Origin of the sequence: Colwellia piezophila ATCC BAA-637 (genome assembly GCF_000378625.1) — a bacterium.
GTDB lineage: Bacteria > Pseudomonadota > Gammaproteobacteria > Enterobacterales > Alteromonadaceae > Colwellia > Colwellia piezophila.
On record NZ_KB905181.1, the window covers coordinates 1 to 19647 of the forward strand.

At 39.6% G+C, this 19647-nt stretch carries 12 protein-coding genes and 1 pseudogene; 8 read left to right on the top strand and 5 right to left on the bottom strand.

Annotation, left to right across the window (positions count from 1 at the left end; translation table 11 throughout):
* The coding region (locus F580_RS0122565; protein WP_019030032.1) for a LysR family transcriptional regulator at positions 1 to 762 on the top strand (762 nt) is incomplete at its 5' end.
* Between the two features lie 164 nt (positions 763 to 926).
* Here the strand turns inward: F580_RS0122565 and F580_RS0122570 are convergent.
* Both F580_RS0122570 and F580_RS0122575 read right to left on the bottom strand, forming a co-directional pair.
* Entirely contained in the window at positions 927 to 2720 is a 1794-nt protein-coding gene (locus tag F580_RS0122570) for an acyl-CoA dehydrogenase C-terminal domain-containing protein (protein ID WP_019030033.1), read from the bottom strand.
* Between the two features lie 112 nt (positions 2721 to 2832).
* Positions 2833 to 4647: an acyl-CoA dehydrogenase gene (locus F580_RS0122575; protein ID WP_019030034.1), complete on the bottom strand. Its 1815-nt coding sequence runs from the start codon at positions 4645 to 4647 to the stop codon at positions 2833 to 2835.
* A gap of 960 nt (positions 4648 to 5607) precedes the next feature.
* On the opposite strand from F580_RS0122575, the gene F580_RS0122585 reads away from it, so the two are divergent.
* The 7 genes from F580_RS0122585 (at position 5608) to F580_RS0122620 (ending at position 15054) form a co-directional block, all read left to right on the top strand.
* Positions 5608 to 6213 carry a YfiR family protein gene (locus F580_RS0122585; RefSeq protein ID WP_019030036.1) on the top strand — a complete coding sequence of 202 codons (606 nt, stop codon included), beginning with the start codon at positions 5608 to 5610 and terminating at the stop codon, positions 6211 to 6213.
* A 47-nt stretch (positions 6214 to 6260) separates the two neighbouring features.
* Positions 6261 to 8468 carry an ATP-binding protein gene (locus F580_RS25765; RefSeq protein ID WP_169338334.1) on the top strand — a complete coding sequence of 736 codons (2208 nt, stop codon included), beginning with the start codon at positions 6261 to 6263 and terminating at the stop codon, positions 8466 to 8468.
* Between the two features lie 298 nt (positions 8469 to 8766).
* Complete coding sequence (locus F580_RS0122595; RefSeq protein ID WP_019030038.1) at positions 8767 to 10776, top strand: TonB-dependent receptor; 2010 nt, start codon at positions 8767 to 8769, stop codon at positions 10774 to 10776.
* Between the two features lie 271 nt (positions 10777 to 11047).
* Positions 11048 to 11464 (top strand): YfiR family protein, encoded by a 417-nt coding sequence (locus tag F580_RS0122600; RefSeq protein WP_083927046.1) that lies wholly within the window; start codon positions 11048 to 11050, stop codon positions 11462 to 11464.
* Positions 11465 to 11502: 38 nt separating this feature from the next.
* The gene (locus F580_RS27360) at positions 11503 to 11676 is read left to right on the top strand and encodes a YfiR/HmsC family protein (RefSeq protein WP_425393363.1); all 174 of its coding nucleotides are present in this window, start codon (positions 11503 to 11505) and stop codon (positions 11674 to 11676) included.
* Positions 11677 to 11933: 257 nt separating this feature from the next.
* A complete protein-coding gene (locus F580_RS0122615) occupies positions 11934 to 12389 on the top strand; it encodes a response regulator (RefSeq protein ID WP_019030042.1) in 456 nt (151 codons plus the stop codon).
* 301 nt (positions 12390 to 12690) lie between these two features.
* Complete coding sequence (locus F580_RS0122620; RefSeq protein ID WP_019030043.1) at positions 12691 to 15054, top strand: TonB-dependent receptor plug domain-containing protein; 2364 nt, start codon at positions 12691 to 12693, stop codon at positions 15052 to 15054.
* Between the two features lie 211 nt (positions 15055 to 15265).
* On the opposite strand, the gene F580_RS0122625 is transcribed toward F580_RS0122620, so the two are convergent.
* The 3 genes and pseudogenes from F580_RS0122625 to F580_RS0122630 form a co-directional block, all read right to left on the bottom strand.
* Positions 15266 to 16474, bottom strand: coding sequence for a GGDEF/EAL domain-containing response regulator (locus tag F580_RS0122625; protein WP_019030044.1), 1209 nt, complete (start codon positions 16472 to 16474; stop codon positions 15266 to 15268).
* A gap of 177 nt (positions 16475 to 16651) precedes the next feature.
* Positions 16652 to 16830 (bottom strand): annotated as a pseudogene (locus F580_RS27050) (IS3-like element ISCps3 family transposase); the annotation flags it as partial.
* Between the two features lie 632 nt (positions 16831 to 17462).
* Positions 17463 to 19397 carry a DEAD/DEAH box helicase gene (locus tag F580_RS0122630; protein WP_019030045.1) on the bottom strand — a complete coding sequence of 645 codons (1935 nt, stop codon included), beginning with the start codon at positions 19395 to 19397 and terminating at the stop codon, positions 17463 to 17465.
* Positions 19398 to 19647: the final 250 nt, after the last annotated feature.

Below are 19647 nucleotides of genomic sequence, written 5' to 3' on the forward strand. Positions count from 1 at the left end.
CGCAGAGAAAAAAAGAGCTTCGAAGTAACTGAGCAGGGCAGGTTAGTTTATCAATATGCAGGGCAATTAGTTAAAAATGAGCAAGGGTTAATGGAACTGTTAGCGTTCGACGACCCGCTTTCTGGCGATTGTACTTTAGCTTGCTCTGGTGCACTTGCTCTGATGCTTTATCCTAAGTTATTGGATTTACAAGTTCAGCACCCTCAGCTTGTTGTTAAACTAAAAGCAGCGCCTAATCATCAGATATTAAATGAAATACAAACGGGAATAATTGACCTTGGTATCATCACTGATGCGCCAATCCATAGCCTATTTGATGTAGTGGAGCTTGGCCAAGAGCAGCTGTGCCTAGTGCTGCCCGCGAGTGTTGAAACTGACGTTTATGGCAAAGATTTATTAACCGAGCTTGGTCTTATTGATCACCCTGATGCAGAGCATTATTTATCGCTTTATTTAGCACAAAGTCAGGAATCAGATTTTAATCACTTGAGTATTAAAGACATCCCCGTTACTGGTTATGTCAATCAAATAAGCCAAATATTGCAACCCGTAGCCAAAGGGTTAGGTTTTACCGTATTACCAAAAAGTGCTGTAGATACGTTCCAAGAGCCTCAACATTTAAAAATATTTAACCTCAAAAACCCAGTAATAGAAACTCTATATAGGGTAAAAAAGAGAAACAGAGTGCTACCATCACGTTTTGAAGTAGTGACGTCAGTATTACAGAAACATTTAGATGCTGTAAAAGTATGCAGGGATTAAGGTCTGCTTTAGCCAGATTGCCATTAGCAGCGTTAAAATTAATGTAGGTTTTTAGCGAGAAGAAGACGTTTGGTCGTTGTCGTTGCAAGCTTACGCTTAGATCACAAAAAAAAGCCCGGTAATTTCGGGCTTTCAGGCTTTAAATAATTAAGCGCAGTAAACACTTAAAAGCTAAAGTGCCCGCTGTCCATACTCATCATGGTTTTTGCGCCGCTAGCTAAACAAGCCAAGTGTCCGTGTGCCTTTGGCATGACGCGGGCGAAATAAAACTCTGCTGTTTGTATTTTAGCTAAGTAAAAGTCTTTATCAGCTGAGTTTTGACTAATGGCATCTTGTGCTGTTTTAGCCATTTTTGCCCACATATAACCCAGCGTGATATAACCTGAAAGCATTAAATAATCTACCGATGCGGCACCTAATTCATCAGGATTTGCACTAGCTTTCACACCAATGTCATGAGTAACTTCTGCCCAAAGTTCAACATAGTCAACCAATGTATGGGCAAGTGCTGACACTGAATTGTTCTCATTAAGTTTACAAAATCCCTTTATTTCCTTAATAAAATCATTCAGTAAAACACCTTTATTGCCAAGTACTTTACGACCGATCAAATCAAGTGCTTGAATGCCGGTAGTACCTTCATAAAGGCAACATATTTTGGTATCTCGTAATAACTGTTCCATGCCCCATTCTTTAATGAAACCATGACCACCCAGTACTTGAATACCATAACTGGTGGAGTCTACTGCTGTTTCAGTTAAAAAGGCTTTGGCGATAGGCGTTAATAGCGCTAAACGATTGTTGGCAGCTAGCTTGTCTTCATCACTATTACTTGCATGGGTAATATCTACCAACTGGGCAAGTTGTGCGACCAGGGCTCTACCACCTTCGGCAATAGACTTTTGTGTAAGCAACATGCGTCTTACATCAGGATGAACAATAATAGGGTCGGCATAGTCTTTAGGGTTTTTAACACCGGTTAATGAGCGCATTTGTAAACGATCTTGTGCATAGGCTAAGGATCCCTGAAAGGCCGCTTCACTTGCCGCAACACCTTCGTTGGCAACACCTAAGCGAGCACCATTCATAAAGGTGAACATACACTTCAAGCCTTTATTCTTTTCGCCGATTAGGTAACCTTTAGCATCATCAAAATTAATGACACAAGTAGCATTGCCGTTAATACCCATTTTGTGTTCAATTGAACCACAGCTCACGCCATTTTCATCGGCAATAGTGCCGTCGTCGTTCACATTAAATTTAGGCACGATGAAAAGAGAAATACCTTTAGTACCCGCAGGAGAGTCTGTTGCCCGCGCGATGACCAGATGCACAATATTGTCAGATAAATCATGTTCACCGGCAGAGATAAATATTTTACTGCCATTGAGCTTGTAACTGCCGTCCTCGTTAAGTTCAGCTTTAGTCCGTAACAAACCAAGATCTGTACCTGCGTGAGATTCAGTTAAACACATAGTGCCCGTCCATGACCCTTCAACAAGTTTGGGCATGAACATGGTTTTTTGTTGCTTAGTACCGTGGAATTCTAAGGTCGACATGCAGCCATGACTTAACCCAGGATACATAGCAAAACTATGATTCGCTGCCGATAACATCTCACTGACGACCATATTGATTGAATGAGGTAAGCCCTGACCACCGAATTCTTCTGCTTGAGAGAGGGTAGGCCAACCACCGTCAACATATTGTTTATATGCATCTTTAAATCCGTCAGGTGTGCTTACGCTACCTTTTTCCCAATGACAGCCCTGCTGATCGCCTATTTGGTTAATCGGCGCTATTACTTGTTCGGTAAACTTAGCCGCTTCTGACAAAATAGCATCGACCATATCGCTACTGGCTTCATCGTAACCTAAGGCTTGGTAATGGCCATCACAGGCTAAAAACTCTTGCATGACAAATTTAATATCGCGCATTGGCGCTTTGTATTCGAACATATTATTTCTCGCTATTTTTCAAAGTTAGTACAAAAGCGTGCACTAACGAATTAATTTTTAAGGCTTATAAAACTATTTTTAAAACCAGACTGTGATTAAAACTAAGCACAGATTAAAGCCAATCAGGTTGGGTATCATAACTGGTGCTATCAATATTTTTTACTAGCGATCCCCATGTATAGGTAAGTGGTAACTCGCTATTAAAGAAGTACTTCATTGCTTGTAACTTACCTTGATAAAAATTCTGTTCATCAATATGGGGCTCGGTTGCTAGTGCCTTGGTAGCCAAATCAGCTTGTCTTAACCATAACCAAGCGATGGTAATATGACCGAACATATTCAAATAACTCACTGAATTAGAAAAAACCAAATCAGGGTTGTTATTGTCGGCGCTGTTCGCTGCAGCCATAACATGGTCAGTAACATCACGTAAATTGATAACGGCATTGGCAAGTGCTTTAGAAAACGGGCCTAAGCTGTCACTACTTTCGGTAGTTAAAATGGTTTCTTCTATCACACTAAGAAACGCTTTATAGCCTAAGAAGCCTTTCATCGGTACTTTTCGACATAATAAGTCGAGCGATTGAATACCAGTAGTTCCTTCATGTATCGGGTTTAAACGGTTATCACGATAAAACATTTCTACCGGGTGTTCGTTGGTATAACCATGACCACCTAATACTTGAATCGCTAAATCGTTTGATTTTGGTCCCCATTCTGAAGGCCAACTTTTTATAATGGGTGTCAAAAAATTTAAAACGGTAGAGGCATGGGCACGTTCTTCTGGTGTCAATGCTGTTTTTTCATCATCGGCTAACTGATGACCATATAGACACAATGCATAAGCGCCTTCAGAATAGGCTTTTTGCGTTAATAACATTCTTTTAACATCGGGGTGTTCAATGATATTAACCGGCGGTGACTCGGGATCTTTACAGGAAAGTAAACGTCCTTGCGGGCGCTCTTTGGCATAGTGAAGCGAATATTGAAAGCCTGTTAATGCGGTAAGTGCAGCGCCAGTACCCACTAAAATACGTGCTTCATTCATCATATGAAACATGTACATCAGTCCTTTGTGTTCTTCACCAACTAAATACGCCACTGCGCCATCTTTTTCGCCAAAACTTAACGCTGTTGAGGTATGACCGCGACCGCCCATTTTGTGAAATAAACCGGCTAAAGCAACTTCATTGTTATCACCCATGCTGCCATCTTCATTAACGAGAAACTTAGGCACAATAAAGAGAGAAATACCTTTAATACCTTTAGGCGCGCCTTTAATACGTGCAAGTACTAAGTGAATAATATTTTCATTTAGGTCGTGATCGCCACCAGAGATAAAAATTTTATTACCGGTTAAGCGGTAATTACCTTTTTCATCTTTGGTTGCTGTTGTTGTTAAGTCCGCAAGGCCAGAGCCTGCACCGGGCTCTGTCATCGCCATTGTGCCAGCGTATCGGCCTGCACGCATGGGCTTAACCCATTGTTCAATTTGTTCTTTAGTGCCGTGGGCTTCTATTAAGTTACAGTTGGCATGTGTTAATGATAGGTAGCCTAAACTTGTACTAGCAACGGCAGAAAGGTAGGCCAATGCGCCACTAGCAGCAACCATAGGAAGTTGCATACCACCATCTTCGTACAGCGAGGTTGGGGCACTTAGACCTGCTTCTAATACAGCGTCTAAGCCAACTTTAATCTCTGGAATTAAATGAATTTTTTCACCATCAAACGTTGGCTCATTGGCATCAACTTTCTGACGAATAGGCATAAAATACTTTTCAGCTATCGCTTGTGCAGTGTCGATAGCACCGTTAAAGGTTGTTCTGTCATGATCTTGGTATTTTTCACGATTGGTTAACGATTCCACGTCAAACATCTCGTAAAGAAAAAACTCAATATCGCGGCGGTTAAGAATAGGTGCTGACATAATAGTGTCCGATCAAAAAAATCATAATTGGACTTTATAATAGTGGCGGGCAAAAAGTGTCACCTAGGTGACACTGCTAGTGATTTTATAATTATCAATTCAGGCTATATAACACTTGAACTAGCTTATGAATGTAAAGCCACTTTTTCATATTTTCATTAAATTAGTCAATGTTCTAATAAATTGATTTTTTAATATTTATCTTTAATCTATTATTATTATTATGAAATAGCGCAAAAGCTAATATTTAAACAAAGGTTTTTACCTTCCAATAAGCTGTTATGGCGCATAGCAGGCTGCAATTAACCCCTAAAAAAGGATGTTTTTAGGGATTTAGATCAAGAAGTTAATCCAAGAGCTGCAGCACTAATTCTGATTGTGGTCGCTGTTGGTGTCCTTCTTATATTTTGGGCAGCAGGTGAAGAGTCGAAAGCTAGAGCTGGATCATGTTTTTTAGAGCACGATAAAAAGGGAAATCTCAGCGTACAGATGGATCATATGTTGATGCGCCTCTCTCCTGAGGGGAAAATGATTTCATCCATAGATCTCCGAAATTTTGGCGCCAAAGATGTAATGGGTAATATCGTGTATTTTACTAATATTAATGTTTTTTCTTAACAGTAAAACCGAAGTGATTGAAATTTGTATAACAACAAGCTCATAAAAAAAGTGCCCTTAACTACTAAACATTTCCTTTGATGAACATACGTAAACACTTGCATTAATTTCAGCATTTTCTTTATGCCATCATACTGGAATTAATGTGATGTAAGCCCGACATAGGTTTGTATGTGTTTGGTTAGCTTAAGCTATTTAAAGGTAGGAAATTTATCAAGTTTTGAACTATTATCTAGTATGAACCGTCTCATTAATATTTTGGTCAATATTTTTTTGTTAATTATAGTTCAAACGTATTTCAGATTTCACCTGCTTAGCAGGCTAACAGAATAAGGGGATACCTTGCTAAGGAACCATGAATTAGTAAGGGCTTTATTAGCCAATACATTTTTTATCCGCTATCCCCGTTTTCAATCCTTTAGTTTGATCGCTGCTTGTCTGTTTTGCTTTTTACAACAAAATGCCTATGCCGAAAAAGCGCCTGAGTACCAGCTCAAAGCCACTTTTACATTTCATTTTTTAGATTTTACTATATGGCCAAGCAGTAAGAATGATGACAAAACCATTTGTATTATTGGTCGTAACCCGTTCAATGACCACTTGCAGCAGCTGGCCAATTTAGCAAAAAAAAATCATAAAGTTTTCATAAAACACATTGCAACTCTAAATGATACTTATGACTGTCATATTCTATTTATTTCGCGCTCTGAAACAAATGAAATTAGCAAGATTTTGGAAAAACTGGCAAGTAGACCCATACTTACCGTTAGTGATATTAGTAGCTTTGCGGCGAACAGTGGCATGATTGAATTATCAAGAAAATCGAATAAAACCAAATTGATTATTAACCTAAATTCGGTGAAAAGAGCTGGCTTAAAGCTCAACTCAAACTTGATCGATTTGGCACAAGTCGTTGGTGACAAACAGAAATCAGAGCGTGGCGATTGAAATTTATTACAAGAGGGTCAATTAAACGCAAGCTAACATTAATGGTTATGACGGTTACTGTATGTTCCTTACTTTTTGTGGGAGTCGTTTTTGTTTCAATTGATCAATATTCTTCTTCAGATGCGATGTATTCACGTATTAATGTCTTGGCCAGAGTGATCTCATCGCGAATTACGGCCGCTGTAATATTTGATGATCAAGATACCGCTGAACGCATACTGTCAACACTACAACAAGATAAGTCTGTTCTTTTCGCTTGTGTTTTCATCGCATCAGGGGAGCTAGTTGCCAGTTATTCAATGGATGGAACAGTTAAGTGCCCAAAAAATAATCCAGATAAACTGGATTATCAAAATGATGGTAGGCTCGACCTATTTCAGCCCATAAATTTAAATGAAGAGCGGCTAGGCGCTTTGTATCTTTCGGCCTCAACACAAGAGATAGATGAGCGTCTGTTGCGATTTACCACAATAGTTTTGGCTGTTATTTTGTTTGCCAGTGCAATCGCTTTTCTTTTGGTCATGACCTTGCAAAAGTATATTACTGCCCCACTGATTAAGCTCAGAGATATTACTGATAATATATCAACATACGGCAACTACGATCAGGTATTACCTGAAGCTGGCGATGATGAAATTGGGTCACTGTATCGTTCTTTTAGTCGGATGATGGCACAGATTAAACTCCGAATAGCAGAGCGACAGAGGGCTGAAAATACACTAAAACAGAGTGAAAATAAGTTTCGTACACTGGTTCAAAATGCACCTGTGTGCATTCATGAAATAGATATCGAGGGGCGTTTTACTTCAATGAATAACACCGGGCTCAAAATGATGGGTTTCGATGATGAGCTAGCTATCTTGGGTTTGGTATACCTAAATGTAGTATGCGAAGATGATCGTCAAAACGTCGAAGCATTATTGACTGAAGCACTTGATGGAACTACTAGTTTCTTTGAATTTAAGTCGGCATCAGAGAAAGATACTCGCTACTTCTCATCCTCTTTAGTCCCGATTAAAGATGAGCATGGCCAAGTGCAACGTCTTATGGGGATCACTATTGATATCACCAAGAATAAATTTAATGAAATTGCCTTGCGTCGAGCACAAAAAATGGAAGCCATTGGTCAACTTACCGGAGGCATAGCCCACGACTTTAATAATATATTGGGTATTATTATGGGCAATCTTGATCTGCTAAAAATGACACTTAAGGGAAACGATGACGCGCACATTCTCATTGGAAAAGCATACAAAGGAACACTACGTGCTGCGGATATTACTCGGCACCTTTTGAGATTTTCACGTATTGAAGCCATAAAGACAATACCAATAAACGTAAACAGTATTTTTGAAAATATTGATGAACTTGTTGCTAAGTCGCTGACGGTATCTATTGACGTACAAACTCAGTTATCTGAAAATTTATGGCCTGTAAATGTTGACCCTGGTGACCTTGAAGACGCTATCCTAAACCTTTCGCTTAACGCCAAAGATGCTATGCCAGAGGGAGGTAGGTTAATTATCGAAACTTCTAACAAGATATTGGATGATTCTTACGTGGCAATAAACCCTGAAAGTAGTCGTGGTGAATTTGTGATGATATCGATTAGTGATGATGGCATAGGTATGTCTGAAGATATTATCGACAAAGTGCTTGAACCCTTTTTTACCACCAAAGATCTGGGCTCTGGAACAGGGCTAGGACTTAGTATGGTTTACGGTTTTGTTAAGCGTTCAGGTGGACACATTAAAATATATTCGGAGTTGGGTGAGGGAACAACATTTAATATCTTTTTGCCTCGAGCTGATAGTGTTGATAAAAAAGACGTTAATGAGGTATTAGCACTTACCGAACTGCCAAGAGGCAAAGAAACCATTCTCATAGTTGATGACGAAAATGAGTTGGTAGATATTGCGACTAAAATCCTTCAATCTCTTGGTTATAAGGTGTTAACTGTGGCAAATGCTCAGCAGGCTTTAAATGTTATTGAAAATAACAATTCAGTAGAGCTGATATTTTCCGATATTATTATGCCAGGAGGTATGGATGGTTATCAATTGGCCGATAGGATTCATAAGATAGATCCACGATACAAAATGTTGCTGACAAGTGGTTTTACAAAAAAACGAGATGAGCAGCCAATAAATGACAATGAATACCTGCACAAGCTGGTGACAAATCGCTTGCATAAACCATACAACCGATTAGAACTAGCTATCGCTGTTCGTCGTATATTGGATGAAAGTACTTAGCGGTCTCTGTCTATTAATATTAACAATAAACATTAAAACTAAAGACTACAAAATTTTATCCGTTTATGAAAATGTTTCTTTTGTGGTTGTAGGGCAACGGAATAACTATAAGAACAGGTAAGTCGACAAATAATCGCCCGTTTGTTGTAAGCGTTCTGTGAGAAGCCGTCCGTGAATATTGGGTTTAAAGAAAAGTATGAGGCATTAAATTATACTAAAGAAGCCGATAAGTCTTGGGAGAAATTTAACTTAGAGATCCCCCTGTCGACTACATCGCATTTATAAAGCAGGCTAAATTATGAAAAAATTTTGTATTTCAACACTTATTCCAGCTCTTATTTTTGCGTTCTCGCTTACGTTGCCCGTCGTGGCGCAAGAAGACATATTTGACCTTTACAACCTAAGCCTGAAAGAGTTGATGTTAGTAGAAATCGTTACAACATCAGCCACCAGAATAGCTCAACATACAGAGAAAGCACCCAGTACGGTTTATACCTTTTCTGGCGATCAGTTAATGCTAGAAGGGATACGGACCTTGACAGAAGTACTGGCAAAAGTACCAGGCATTCAGATCGAGCCCAATCGCCAGGGGCATCCCGTCGTTTGGATTCGGGGGCTGCAGGGCCGATATAATAGCCGACTACTGATGCGCGTCGACAATGCTGTGGTTCGGGAGATGTACTTCGGTAATGCCATGCTTGATGAAATGTATCCGATTGATCATATCGAAACCATTGAAATTCTTATTGGACCCAGTTCTGTGCTCTATGGGGCCAATGCATTTGGCGGCATTATCGATATAAAAACAAAACAAGGCATCAATAATGTCTCAATAAGCGGTGGTAATTTTGACTCCTATTCGGGTTCGTTTCATTTAAACAATGAAAACCTCTCCATTTTTGTTAAGCACTCGGTAACCGGCGACGCCTTCAGACCAGAACAAATAGGCATAAATGGTAATGATCGACGCATTGCTCAAGATAACGTTCGCGAGTCCACCTACCTCGATGTTAAATATGCCTTTCATGAAAACTTGCAATTAAGTGTGACAAAAATCTTACACCATTATCCAATAACGTATTCATCAGCACATTCTGATTCGGAACTTGAACTTGAACCCCTGACAGTTAATTTAAACTATGAAACGGGCGATCCGAAGGATATACAGTTTAATTTAAACAGCTATTATCATGAATCCGGTTTTTCCCAGACTACGGACACTGTTACCAGAACCGGACCTATCCAGCCCGATAGCCACACAGTTGCCCATCGCGACACAAGATATGCTGGCCTCGATACTTATATCACAAAATTATTTGATGACCATTCTGTGATTTTAGGCCTCAACGTATTGACCCATGAGTCTGACAATTCCTTAGAAAAGGTATATGACAGCGAGGGCGTTTTGACAAGGTCTGCTGAGCGTCTTATTAATCCTGATGAGCGTTTTGTAGACTATGGTCTTTATCTACAAGACGTGTGGGCGCTGCCTTCTGCTTGGGAAGTAACAACGGGGATCCGTTTTGATAAGCCCGATGGGTTCGATAAACAATTTGACGTCAGGTTAGGCGTGGTGAAGTCGTTTGATCAAGGCCTTTACATCAAAGGTATATTCGGCACAGCCTATCGTCAACCAACCTACCGGGAATATCGCAAAGAAAGTGGTGGCGTCGCCATCTTTGACCCAAGCTTGCAACCCGAACAACTCTCCACCTACGAACTAGCTATTGGAAAGCGTTACGCAGACCGTGGCAGTATACTACTAACCGGTTTTTATAACGGCTATACCGACTATATTGCAGATGTGTTTGACCCTGCCCTGGGCGATGAAGTGTTTAGCAATGTTGGTAATAGAACCATTTATGGCTTGGAGTTAAGCGGGGATTGGTGGTTGGTCGAAGGGCAATGGAATATTCGGTCTGGTCTCACACTCCTTGATGCTAAAGATCATGAACTCGATACAAAATTGCACGCTCTTTCGACAGAGTTCGGTTATGCAGAATTGACTTATTTACCGAAAGAAAATATCCATATTGGACTTAAGGGCAGTTATTATTCTCGGCCTTTTGTGGATAGTAATTATCAATCAAGAGTTCCTGATGAGAATAAAGACCCCTCTTTAAACGATTCATATTTTGTACTTAGCGGACATATCACGTATCGCCCGACAACCAAGATTGACGTTGTGCTGTCAGGAACCAATTTATTAAATCATACAGACTACAGCCCTAACTTTGGCCCGAGCTCTGGATATGATTATGAAAAACAGGGTATTCAAGTAAACCTTGCTTTATCATATAAATATTAAATTATCGGCAAATGTTCCTGACTTAATTGGAAAATATTGAATTGAACTGAACTGAACTGAACTGAACTGAACTGTGGGGAAATTTGCTTAATGGGGTTGTCATAAAATGAGTGATAACGTCATTGGGTTTTCTTAAAGCCATTGGGGTGTTTATCAAATTTTGGGTTATTATCAAGAAGTGTTCGTATCTTTAACCTTGTTCAGCCGATTATAGTTCAAACATACTTCTGATTTTACCTGATTAGCAGGCTGACTAAAAAGGGAGAGTACCTTGCGAAAGAAGAGTAGGTTTGTAGAGACTTTACTCGTCAATACATCTATTAGCCGTCGCCACCGTTACTCCCGTGTTCAAGCGGTTTGTTTGATCGCGACCCTCTTGTTTTGCCTTTTACCGCCAATTACCGATGCAAAAAAAGCACCTGAGTACCCGTTAAAATATACCTTTATCTTTCATTTTTTGGATTTTACAAAATGGCCGATTAATAATGGCGGTGACAAGACTATTTGTATTCTGGGTCGTAACCCGTTCAGTAATTACTTGCAAGAGTTGGTCAGCTCTGCAAGAAATAATAAGAAAATTCGCATAAAACACCTCACCATTCTAAATGATACCCATGAATGTCATACTCTATTTATCTCGCGCTCTGAAGCAAATCATCTTAAGAAAATCATCTTAAGAAAATTTTAGAAAAGCTGGCAAGCCAGCCGCTACTTACCGTTAGTGATATCGATAGCTTTGCGGTAAACCGCGGCATGATTGAGTTAGCAAAAAAATCGAATAAAACCCAATTGATTATAAACCTAACTGCAGTGAGAACAGCAGGCATAAGGCTCAACTCAAACTTGATCGATTTGGCACAAGTGGTTGGTGATGAGAAGAAAACAGGGGGGAGCGAATGAGATGGCGCGCAGCAGGGGCAATTAAAGTAGGATATTGGCACAAACCCCAAGAGAACATCTTTTGGGGTTACGCGCTATACTACAATGAGTAAGACAAATTCTCGGGAGCGACGATCCCTCAGTTTATCGGATACTTTTAATAAGCAATACTATCGTTTTATAAGTGTTCTTATAAGCAAGATAGATGTTGCGTCTGGTCAAACACACGTTAAAAACCCTTATTGGTTCTATTCTAATAAAATGGAAAGGTGATTACAGTGGATATAGAAATTGTTGAAGATGAAACTGGATTAAGGGAGCTGTATCAGACAGTTTTTGAAGATGCTGGTTTCAGTGTCAATTGCCATGCTTGCGCAGAAGATTATCTTACTTACACAAAAAAACAAATTTACACTCCGCCAAGCATTGCTATCATTACTGATGTTCGCATGCCAGGAAAATCTGGTTATGAGTTGATTGAGGAAGTTAAAAAAACTAACCCTAAGCAAAAATTTGTTGTCATTACCGGGACACCTCAAGATGGATACAGCAAAGATGCTAAGGCGTGTTTCTATCTTCAAAAACCAGTAAAAATGGATAAATTGCTGGCAGTAATTACCTTGCTTTCTTCGTGTAAAATGGCTGGCAATCAGCATCTAGCTCCAGCATGCAAGCTGATAAATGACCTTGACAGTTTTGATATGCATGATTGGAAATGCCCTCATCAAAAATAAAACTTTCAACTCAGGAAATTATAAGCAGCATGTCCCTTTGATTCATAATGTTGTGAGCAGCAAAGTAAAGCTAGCACTTTAATTCTTCAACTTTTTAGTCGTTAATATTCCCCTTAACAACAGGATGGAATGAACAGTAAAAAGCTTGTGCGGCAGGTGGGTTTTAGTTCAAAATATGGTCTAAACTTATGAGTGGATTTGATCGTTTGAGTTTAGCATTATCATGTGAAAAATTGTTTGTTTAGAACCTTAAGTGAAGCTCGTTGAATTCAACGGTTGGAATGGTATGAGGGTACGAGATATGTCGCTACAGGGTGCCAATAGAACCGGGTCTTTTATTTTTGTACTCTGTCTTTTTGTATTCAGTATTTTTTATTCGAGTATTTGCATTAGTAACGAAGCATCATCAAGTCAAATTGCTTATCTGAACAGTTTGTCATTAAAAGAGCTTTTATCTGTCAAAATAGCGACCAGTAACCTTACTGATACCCCACTAAGCCGGTCTCCCTCTGCAATCACCATTATTACCCGCGAACAATTAGAAAGAACGCCCGCTCGAAATTTGATGGATGTGCTTGAAACCTATGTTCCAGGCCTACTGGTGATCTCCAACTTTACGTCAGGTCCACGAATACGCATTCGAGGTTTGGGAGAGCGTCATTACAGTACTTTATTATTGGTGAATGGAAAACCTGTTAATCAGAAAACACATCAAGGTGCAATGGTTGAACTTAGAAACTGGGATATGGCTGACATTGAAAGGGTTGAGGTTGTCAGGGGACCGGGCACAGTCACGCATGGTCCTGGGGCTATTTCGGGAGTGATCAATATAATCACCAAGCAGGCTCGTGATGAAGAGGGGCTGGAAGTGGGTTTTAGTTACGATCATAACTACGATAGCAAAGCGCTAAAATTGAGTTATGCCACTGATATTGGAGAAGCTGCGGTATTTCTTTATGGTAGTGTTACCCGCACCAAAGGCATTGCTGATTACGATATATTTCAGACGAAAAATAATGGTGAATTGGGTTATAAGGGAACCGATGCCTTTACCGGCACAGACGCTAACCCACTACAGCCTTACTATGCGGATTTTAATGATAACTCACAGGTTAAACTGTATGTGGATATCGATTTCTCTGATGAATGGCGCTTATGGGCGCGATACAATAATTCAGGGCAGGTTGATAGTGCGGTACAAAAAGAAATACAGGGAGAAATGCAGGATTGGCGTGCCTTTGAAAGCCGTTATTACATTTTTGCTTTGGAAAACAGACACAAAATTAATGGTGAATTTAGCCTAAGCAGCATCTTAAGTTATGACTCCGAGGATTATTTGGAAATAAAAGCAAAAGAAGCGAATTTACCCCCTACCCACGAGCTCAATCGGCAGTATAGTTTTTCTGAAGATGAGTTGTTTTTCCGCACCACGTTGAATTATCAGCCTGCGGGTTCATTTTCTTTTGCCGGCTCTTTTGAGATTTCTCATGATTCGCTTTCTGCGCCTTGGGGTGACCCACATACCAGTTTCTTGGTCAGAGCAGGTACTAAGGGTTTTATGAGTGAAGATTCGGTTTATTTTGGCGATGGCTCTGGGGGTACCTATTCAGAAAGCAAGGTGGCCAAGTTTACTCAAGGATGGTCAACCAATACGTTTTCCACCGCGATTGAAATGAAATATCAGATCAACCCTGAGTTAGAGGGCATTGTTTCTGGGCGGGCAGATAAAAATACCCTTACTTATGTCATGTATTCACCACGACTTGCCTTGATATATAAGTGGGATGACAGAAATATAATTAAAGCTTCGTGGCAAGAGTCCCTGCGAATGAACACCATGGCGGAACTTTATTGGTTAGACATAAACGAAAAAGAAGCCGAGCCAGAAAAAAACATGACCTATGAGCTTTCCTATAGTCGCCTTCAGTCCGACAAGCTGCATATGGGAATTACCGGTTATTATAATCGCTCTGAAGTACTCACGTGGGACGGAAATAATGCCAATCTGACGGGTATTATCAAAGCTTTCGGTCTCGAACCTGAAATTAGCTATCGCACTGATGCGTTTTCATTTGGTATCAATCATTCATTTTTTGAATTGCTCGATTGGGACTATCGATTAAAACAGGACGATGGCTCTGCTTTGCAAACGGTTAGTTATTCAGACATGCTTTATAAGGTTGACTATTTAACACTTACCAGCACAGGGGACAGCCTGACAGACTGGGCTAATCAGCATACCAAACTCTGGTTCGACGCAAAACTCAGTGACAACTGGACGATTCATATGAACGCCCGAATTATCTGGGAATATGAATATGGCAATGACCTGTTTGACATGTATGACAAGGCGTTTGCACAAGTTGATACCGCTGCGCTGAGTGCAGGAAAACTGTCTGACTACAATGAAGACAAGGTCTTTCTAGAAACGTATAAGCAAAGTATTCAAGGTAAAGATGCTTTTGGCAAAGATATTCGCATCAATGCCTCAGTTTCATGGACGATTCCATCGATAAAAGGCAAGCTAACATTTTACGGGCAAAATTTGCTGAACCTTACTGATAACAAGCGTCAAAAAATTAATTTTACCACCAAAACACTGCCGATTATTAGCTGGATTGAAGAAGAGCGAACTCTTGGTCTAAATTACACCCAGAAATTCTAGTTCAATTTTAATGTTCTTTACGAGCAAACGAATGTTGAGTAATACAGTGAGTAATTCAGGATAGGCGTTCCTAAAAAGTAAACAGAATTCAGAAAACGGAAAACAGAACTCAACTCTTAAACCTTATAAAAGAGTGGTGAAATATTTTGTATTATTCATAAGCTGAAAAACAACGATTGACCCTAACACGGTAACTTTATGCTAATGGGTGTTACTCTTCAGCGTATTTGATTGAAATCTGCTCCGCAGGTACCGGACGACTAATAAAGTAACCTTGAGCAATGTCACAATTCATTTGCTTTAATAGCGCTAACTGCTCTGCAGTCTCAACCCCTTCCGCGACAACTTTCATTTTCAACTCGTGACCCAAAATAATGCAGGTTTTGACAATCGCCCGAGCTTCTTCATCTTCGGTCATATTGGAAACAAAACTCTGGTCAATTTTTAATTCAGTAAAGGGAATACGATGCAACTGGGAAAGAGACGAATAACCGGTACCAAAATCATCAATAGAAAGCCCAAGCCCTTTCAAGCGTAACCTGGTGAGAATATCCAGTGAAGTGACCAACTTACCCATCAAAGCACCTTCAGTTACTTCCAGAGTAAGGTGGGTAGGATCAAGTTTTTTGTCTGCTAATAACTTAGCTACCTGCTCTGGAAGGGTCAAACTGGTAATGTCTACTGCAGATATGTTCACTGAAATTGGGATATTTAATCCACTACTTTGCCATTGTTGCTCTTGTTCAACCGCTTGCTCGATCACCCAATGTGTCAGTTCGCCGATAACGCCACTTTGTTCTGCCAGTGAAATAAAGCGATCAGGCCTTATCATGCCGTGTTGTGGATGCAGCCAACGCACGAGCGCTTCAACACCCAAAAGTTTCCCTGAAATTATGTCAATTTGAGGTTGGTAATGGAGTATCAAATGGTTATTTTGTATAGCATGTTGAAGTTCATCACTGGTAATGTCGTCATCAAGAAATGGATCGTCAGGCTGTTTCTGTTGATCAAGCTTAGGTGAATGATGCTTAATAATTTCTCTAAATTCATCAAGTACTATCGGTTTACTCAACGACGCAATTATTTCCAAATTATGGGCATGTCCCAATTTTTCTGCTGAATGAAGGACACTCGTATCGTGGCCGCTCATGAGTATTAGGGCTGGAGATGAATCCAGAGAAGACAAATGTCTCATGACTTCAATGCCATCCATCTCAGGCATATTCAAATCAAGAGCTAAAATTGACGTTCGTTCAAAGGTCGAAACTTGTTCGAACAATTGGCTTCCGCTGGTAAAACTGCGTGCTTTTAGACCAGTAAATTCAACAGCTTGCCTCAAAATATCAACCAGTTCAGGTTCGTCATCTAACAAATAAACGGTTGCTTGAGACCTAACTTGCTCTGAACCCGAATTATTCAATTATTTATTTCCTATAAAATGTCAGTTATGTATATATGCAAAGCATATTGTCATAATGAGTATAGCCCTAAACTTATATTGTTCCATTATCTGTTAATTATCAGTACACTTCTTCGCTCGACTTAAGCTATGCACAATGCCTCCATATTTAATGCATATTGATAGACACCGTTGCTACTTTTTTATGTCTATCACAATTATTCCTGCACGATATTTTTTAGCCATCGTGACAGCACAAACAGGTGAATGTCGAGTTTTACAGCATCGAATTTAATGTGACACCGACAACTAAATTGAGTTGAACAGCATTCGTTTGGATACTTCCAAGTTCGTCTTGAATTGTTGTACCTCTGCATGGGTACTTAACATTCTCAACCAAACTACACTTATCATTAAACACTTGAAAGTGCCGATGCATTTTTTACATCGAGATATTCAATGGCAGTTTTTATGAGAATACTAAATGAAAAATATTTTGATGGTTGATGATACAGGCAACCTAAAGGAACATTGTGGTATTGTTTTGTAACTATACGACTCGATTTTTGTATTAAATTTCAAATAAGTTAAATCAATAAAGTATAGGTTATGGCTATCGAATAGATCCGAAATATGGATGTAGTGGCTAGGTTATTATTTTCCTTAATGAATAACTTCTAACTCGCTCAGGGGGCGTTAGCGCCTTAGAAATGATTCTTCTAATGTCAGCTATCCTTGAAGATTGCTGACATAAAAATAGAGTTTGTTGCTCTAATTATTAGGACGGCTTTGTGGCTACCGACCTTATCGATTGTACTATTATGTCAGGGCCTATTTTCTAGATTGTCAGATCAGATATAAGTTACTACATTTCAGTTGAATACTTCATTACCAGTAATAACTACTCAAGTGGCAATTTTATTGAATAAAACCAGTGCCCATATTCGTCCCGCCAAATTCTAAAAAACCGCTAATCGAAAGATAGCGGTTTTTTATTTAGTCATTGATTTTATTTGAGCTCATTGGCTTTTCGGTATTTACCTTGATAGTCAAAAAGTCTGTCTTTGATACGCCAGTAGAATTTTTGTTTTCTGGCAATGACAAAGTCAGGACACGGTAATATGTTAGTTAACTTTAATGCTTGTTCAAGATTAGTCACTTCAAATGAACCAGTAGAGCCCAGTTGAACACTGATTTTAGCGCTAAGGCGTTTAGAAAATATATCATTGAACGCTTTAACTTGATTAGGCTTAGCGAAGTCAAAAGATTCATTGAGTTCGTCGCCTTGCTCATCATGGTAAGTGATTTTTAACTTATCAGCTCCCTTATCACTGAGCTTGCCATTAACTCTGGTTAAATTAAGGCCTGCGCAGCGAATAATTTTTGAATCTTTAAGTTTCAGTGCTTTTTTTAACATATCATCGGGGTCAACCAAGACTTCAAGGCACTGTAAACAGCTACGAGCAGCTATGTCATTTTCACCACCGCAGTGAGGACATTCTTTAAATACAAAACGATAGTCACATTGACTCTGGCTTTCTACTAGGTATGCTTGTTCTTCACTGCCAGTATCGACGAGGCCTTGGCATCGTCGGCCGTAGTGTTCCACTAAATAACCGTCATCATCACAGATTCCCCAAAATATATTGGGAAATTCACAACTAGGGCAAACAACTTGCACCGGCTGACTTTTACTATTCGGCTTTTTCTCACCGACTTCGGGATGATAGAGGTCAAAATCATTGCCCGTATAGTCAATCACCAAGCAATCTTTTTTGTTATCACTCAAACGCAGACCACGACCGATGATTTGCTGATAGAGACTAACTGATTGTGTTGGACGTAATATTGCAATCATATCGACATGGGGTGCATCAAAGCCAGTGGTTAATACAGAAACATTAACCAGGTATTTAATTTCTCTACGCTTGAATGCCTTAATTAACTTATCGCGTTCAGTGTTGTCGGTAGCGCCGGTAATTAACGCACTCAATTTGGTGGGTAAATAACTAAAGACTTCCTTTGCATGTTCAACTGTAGCAGCAAATATCATAATACCTTGACGTTTATGGCCTAACTCAATGACCTGCTCAATAATGCTTTGAGTCACCCGGGGATTTTTGTTTAATAGATGATTCATATCCGTAGGACTATATTCGCCAGAGGCGTTTGCTCGCAGGTTACTAAAATCATAGTGCTCTATGGTGGCATCGACTAAATTGGGTTCGGTTAAATACTGGCGTTTAATTAAGTAACGAATGGGTAGTTCATAAATACAGTGCTCAAAAGGTCGCTTTTCTTCACTTCGCATGAAACCACGATAATGCTTTTTATAAATCCAGCCCATACCTAAACGATAAGGGGTTGCGGTTAAACCCAATAATTTCACCTCGGGATTAACTTGCATCAATTTTTCAATAATTTGTTGATACTGATTACTATTGGACAGCGTGCTTTCTTTTTCTTGTGATTGCTCTTTGGGCTCTTCTTTAGCTTTGTCCTTAGCTTTATCTTTAAAGAGTTCTTTAGACTGTACATTAGGCTTTTCATTAGACAAGTCAGGGCTAGCTAAGTTAACTCTATGACATTCGTCAATAATAATTAAAGAGTAGGGCTCATTAAAGTCATCTAGATTGCGGGCTGCCGATTGTATGCTGGCGAACGTGACTTGGTGCTGAGTTTCTTTCAGTTTTAATCCGGCAGAATAAATACCGGCGGTAACACCATAGGTTTCATATTTTTGATGATTTTGCTCGACCAATTCTTTCACATGGGTGAGTACCAGTATTTTTCGTTTTGCCAAGCGAGCAAGCTCGGCAATTACCAGACTTTTACCTGAGCCTGTAGGTAAAACAATCACAGCAGATTCGTTGGTTTTTCGAAAGTGTTTGAGCACCGCAGAAACAGCTTCTTGTTGATAATCTCTAAGTTGAAAAACTTCCACGCAGTGCTGCTGCCTTATAGGGAACGGAAAGCCGCCATAATAGCAAAATAGCGGATAAGTCCACCAACATTTTAAACAAAAATTAAAACAAACTTTAAACCTTCACCTTTAGTTATTTCCGAATAAAGTCGCTAGCTCAGTTCAATTTTTGATAAATTCGTTATAATATTTACGCTATCTAAAGTTACTCTACCGAAACATACTGATCTTTACTTGATGCAGACTTTAGAAAGTTAAGCAATAGCGAATG

What these genes read in the sequence shown, in the direction of transcription:
- F580_RS0122595 (WP_019030038.1), top strand. Translation starts at nt 8,767, where the DNA reads ATGAAAAAATTTTGTATTTCAACACTTATTCCAGCTCTTATTTTTGCG.
- F580_RS25765 (WP_169338334.1), top strand. Translation starts at nt 6,261, where the DNA reads ATGACGGTTACTGTATGTTCCTTACTTTTTGTGGGAGTCGTTTTTGTT.
- F580_RS0122570 (WP_019030033.1), bottom strand. Translation starts at nt 2,720, where the DNA reads ATGTTCGAATACAAAGCGCCAATGCGCGATATTAAATTTGTCATGCAA.
- F580_RS0122575 (WP_019030034.1), bottom strand. Translation starts at nt 4,647, where the DNA reads ATGTCAGCACCTATTCTTAACCGCCGCGATATTGAGTTTTTTCTTTAC.
- F580_RS0122620 (WP_019030043.1), top strand. Translation starts at nt 12,691, where the DNA reads ATGTCGCTACAGGGTGCCAATAGAACCGGGTCTTTTATTTTTGTACTC.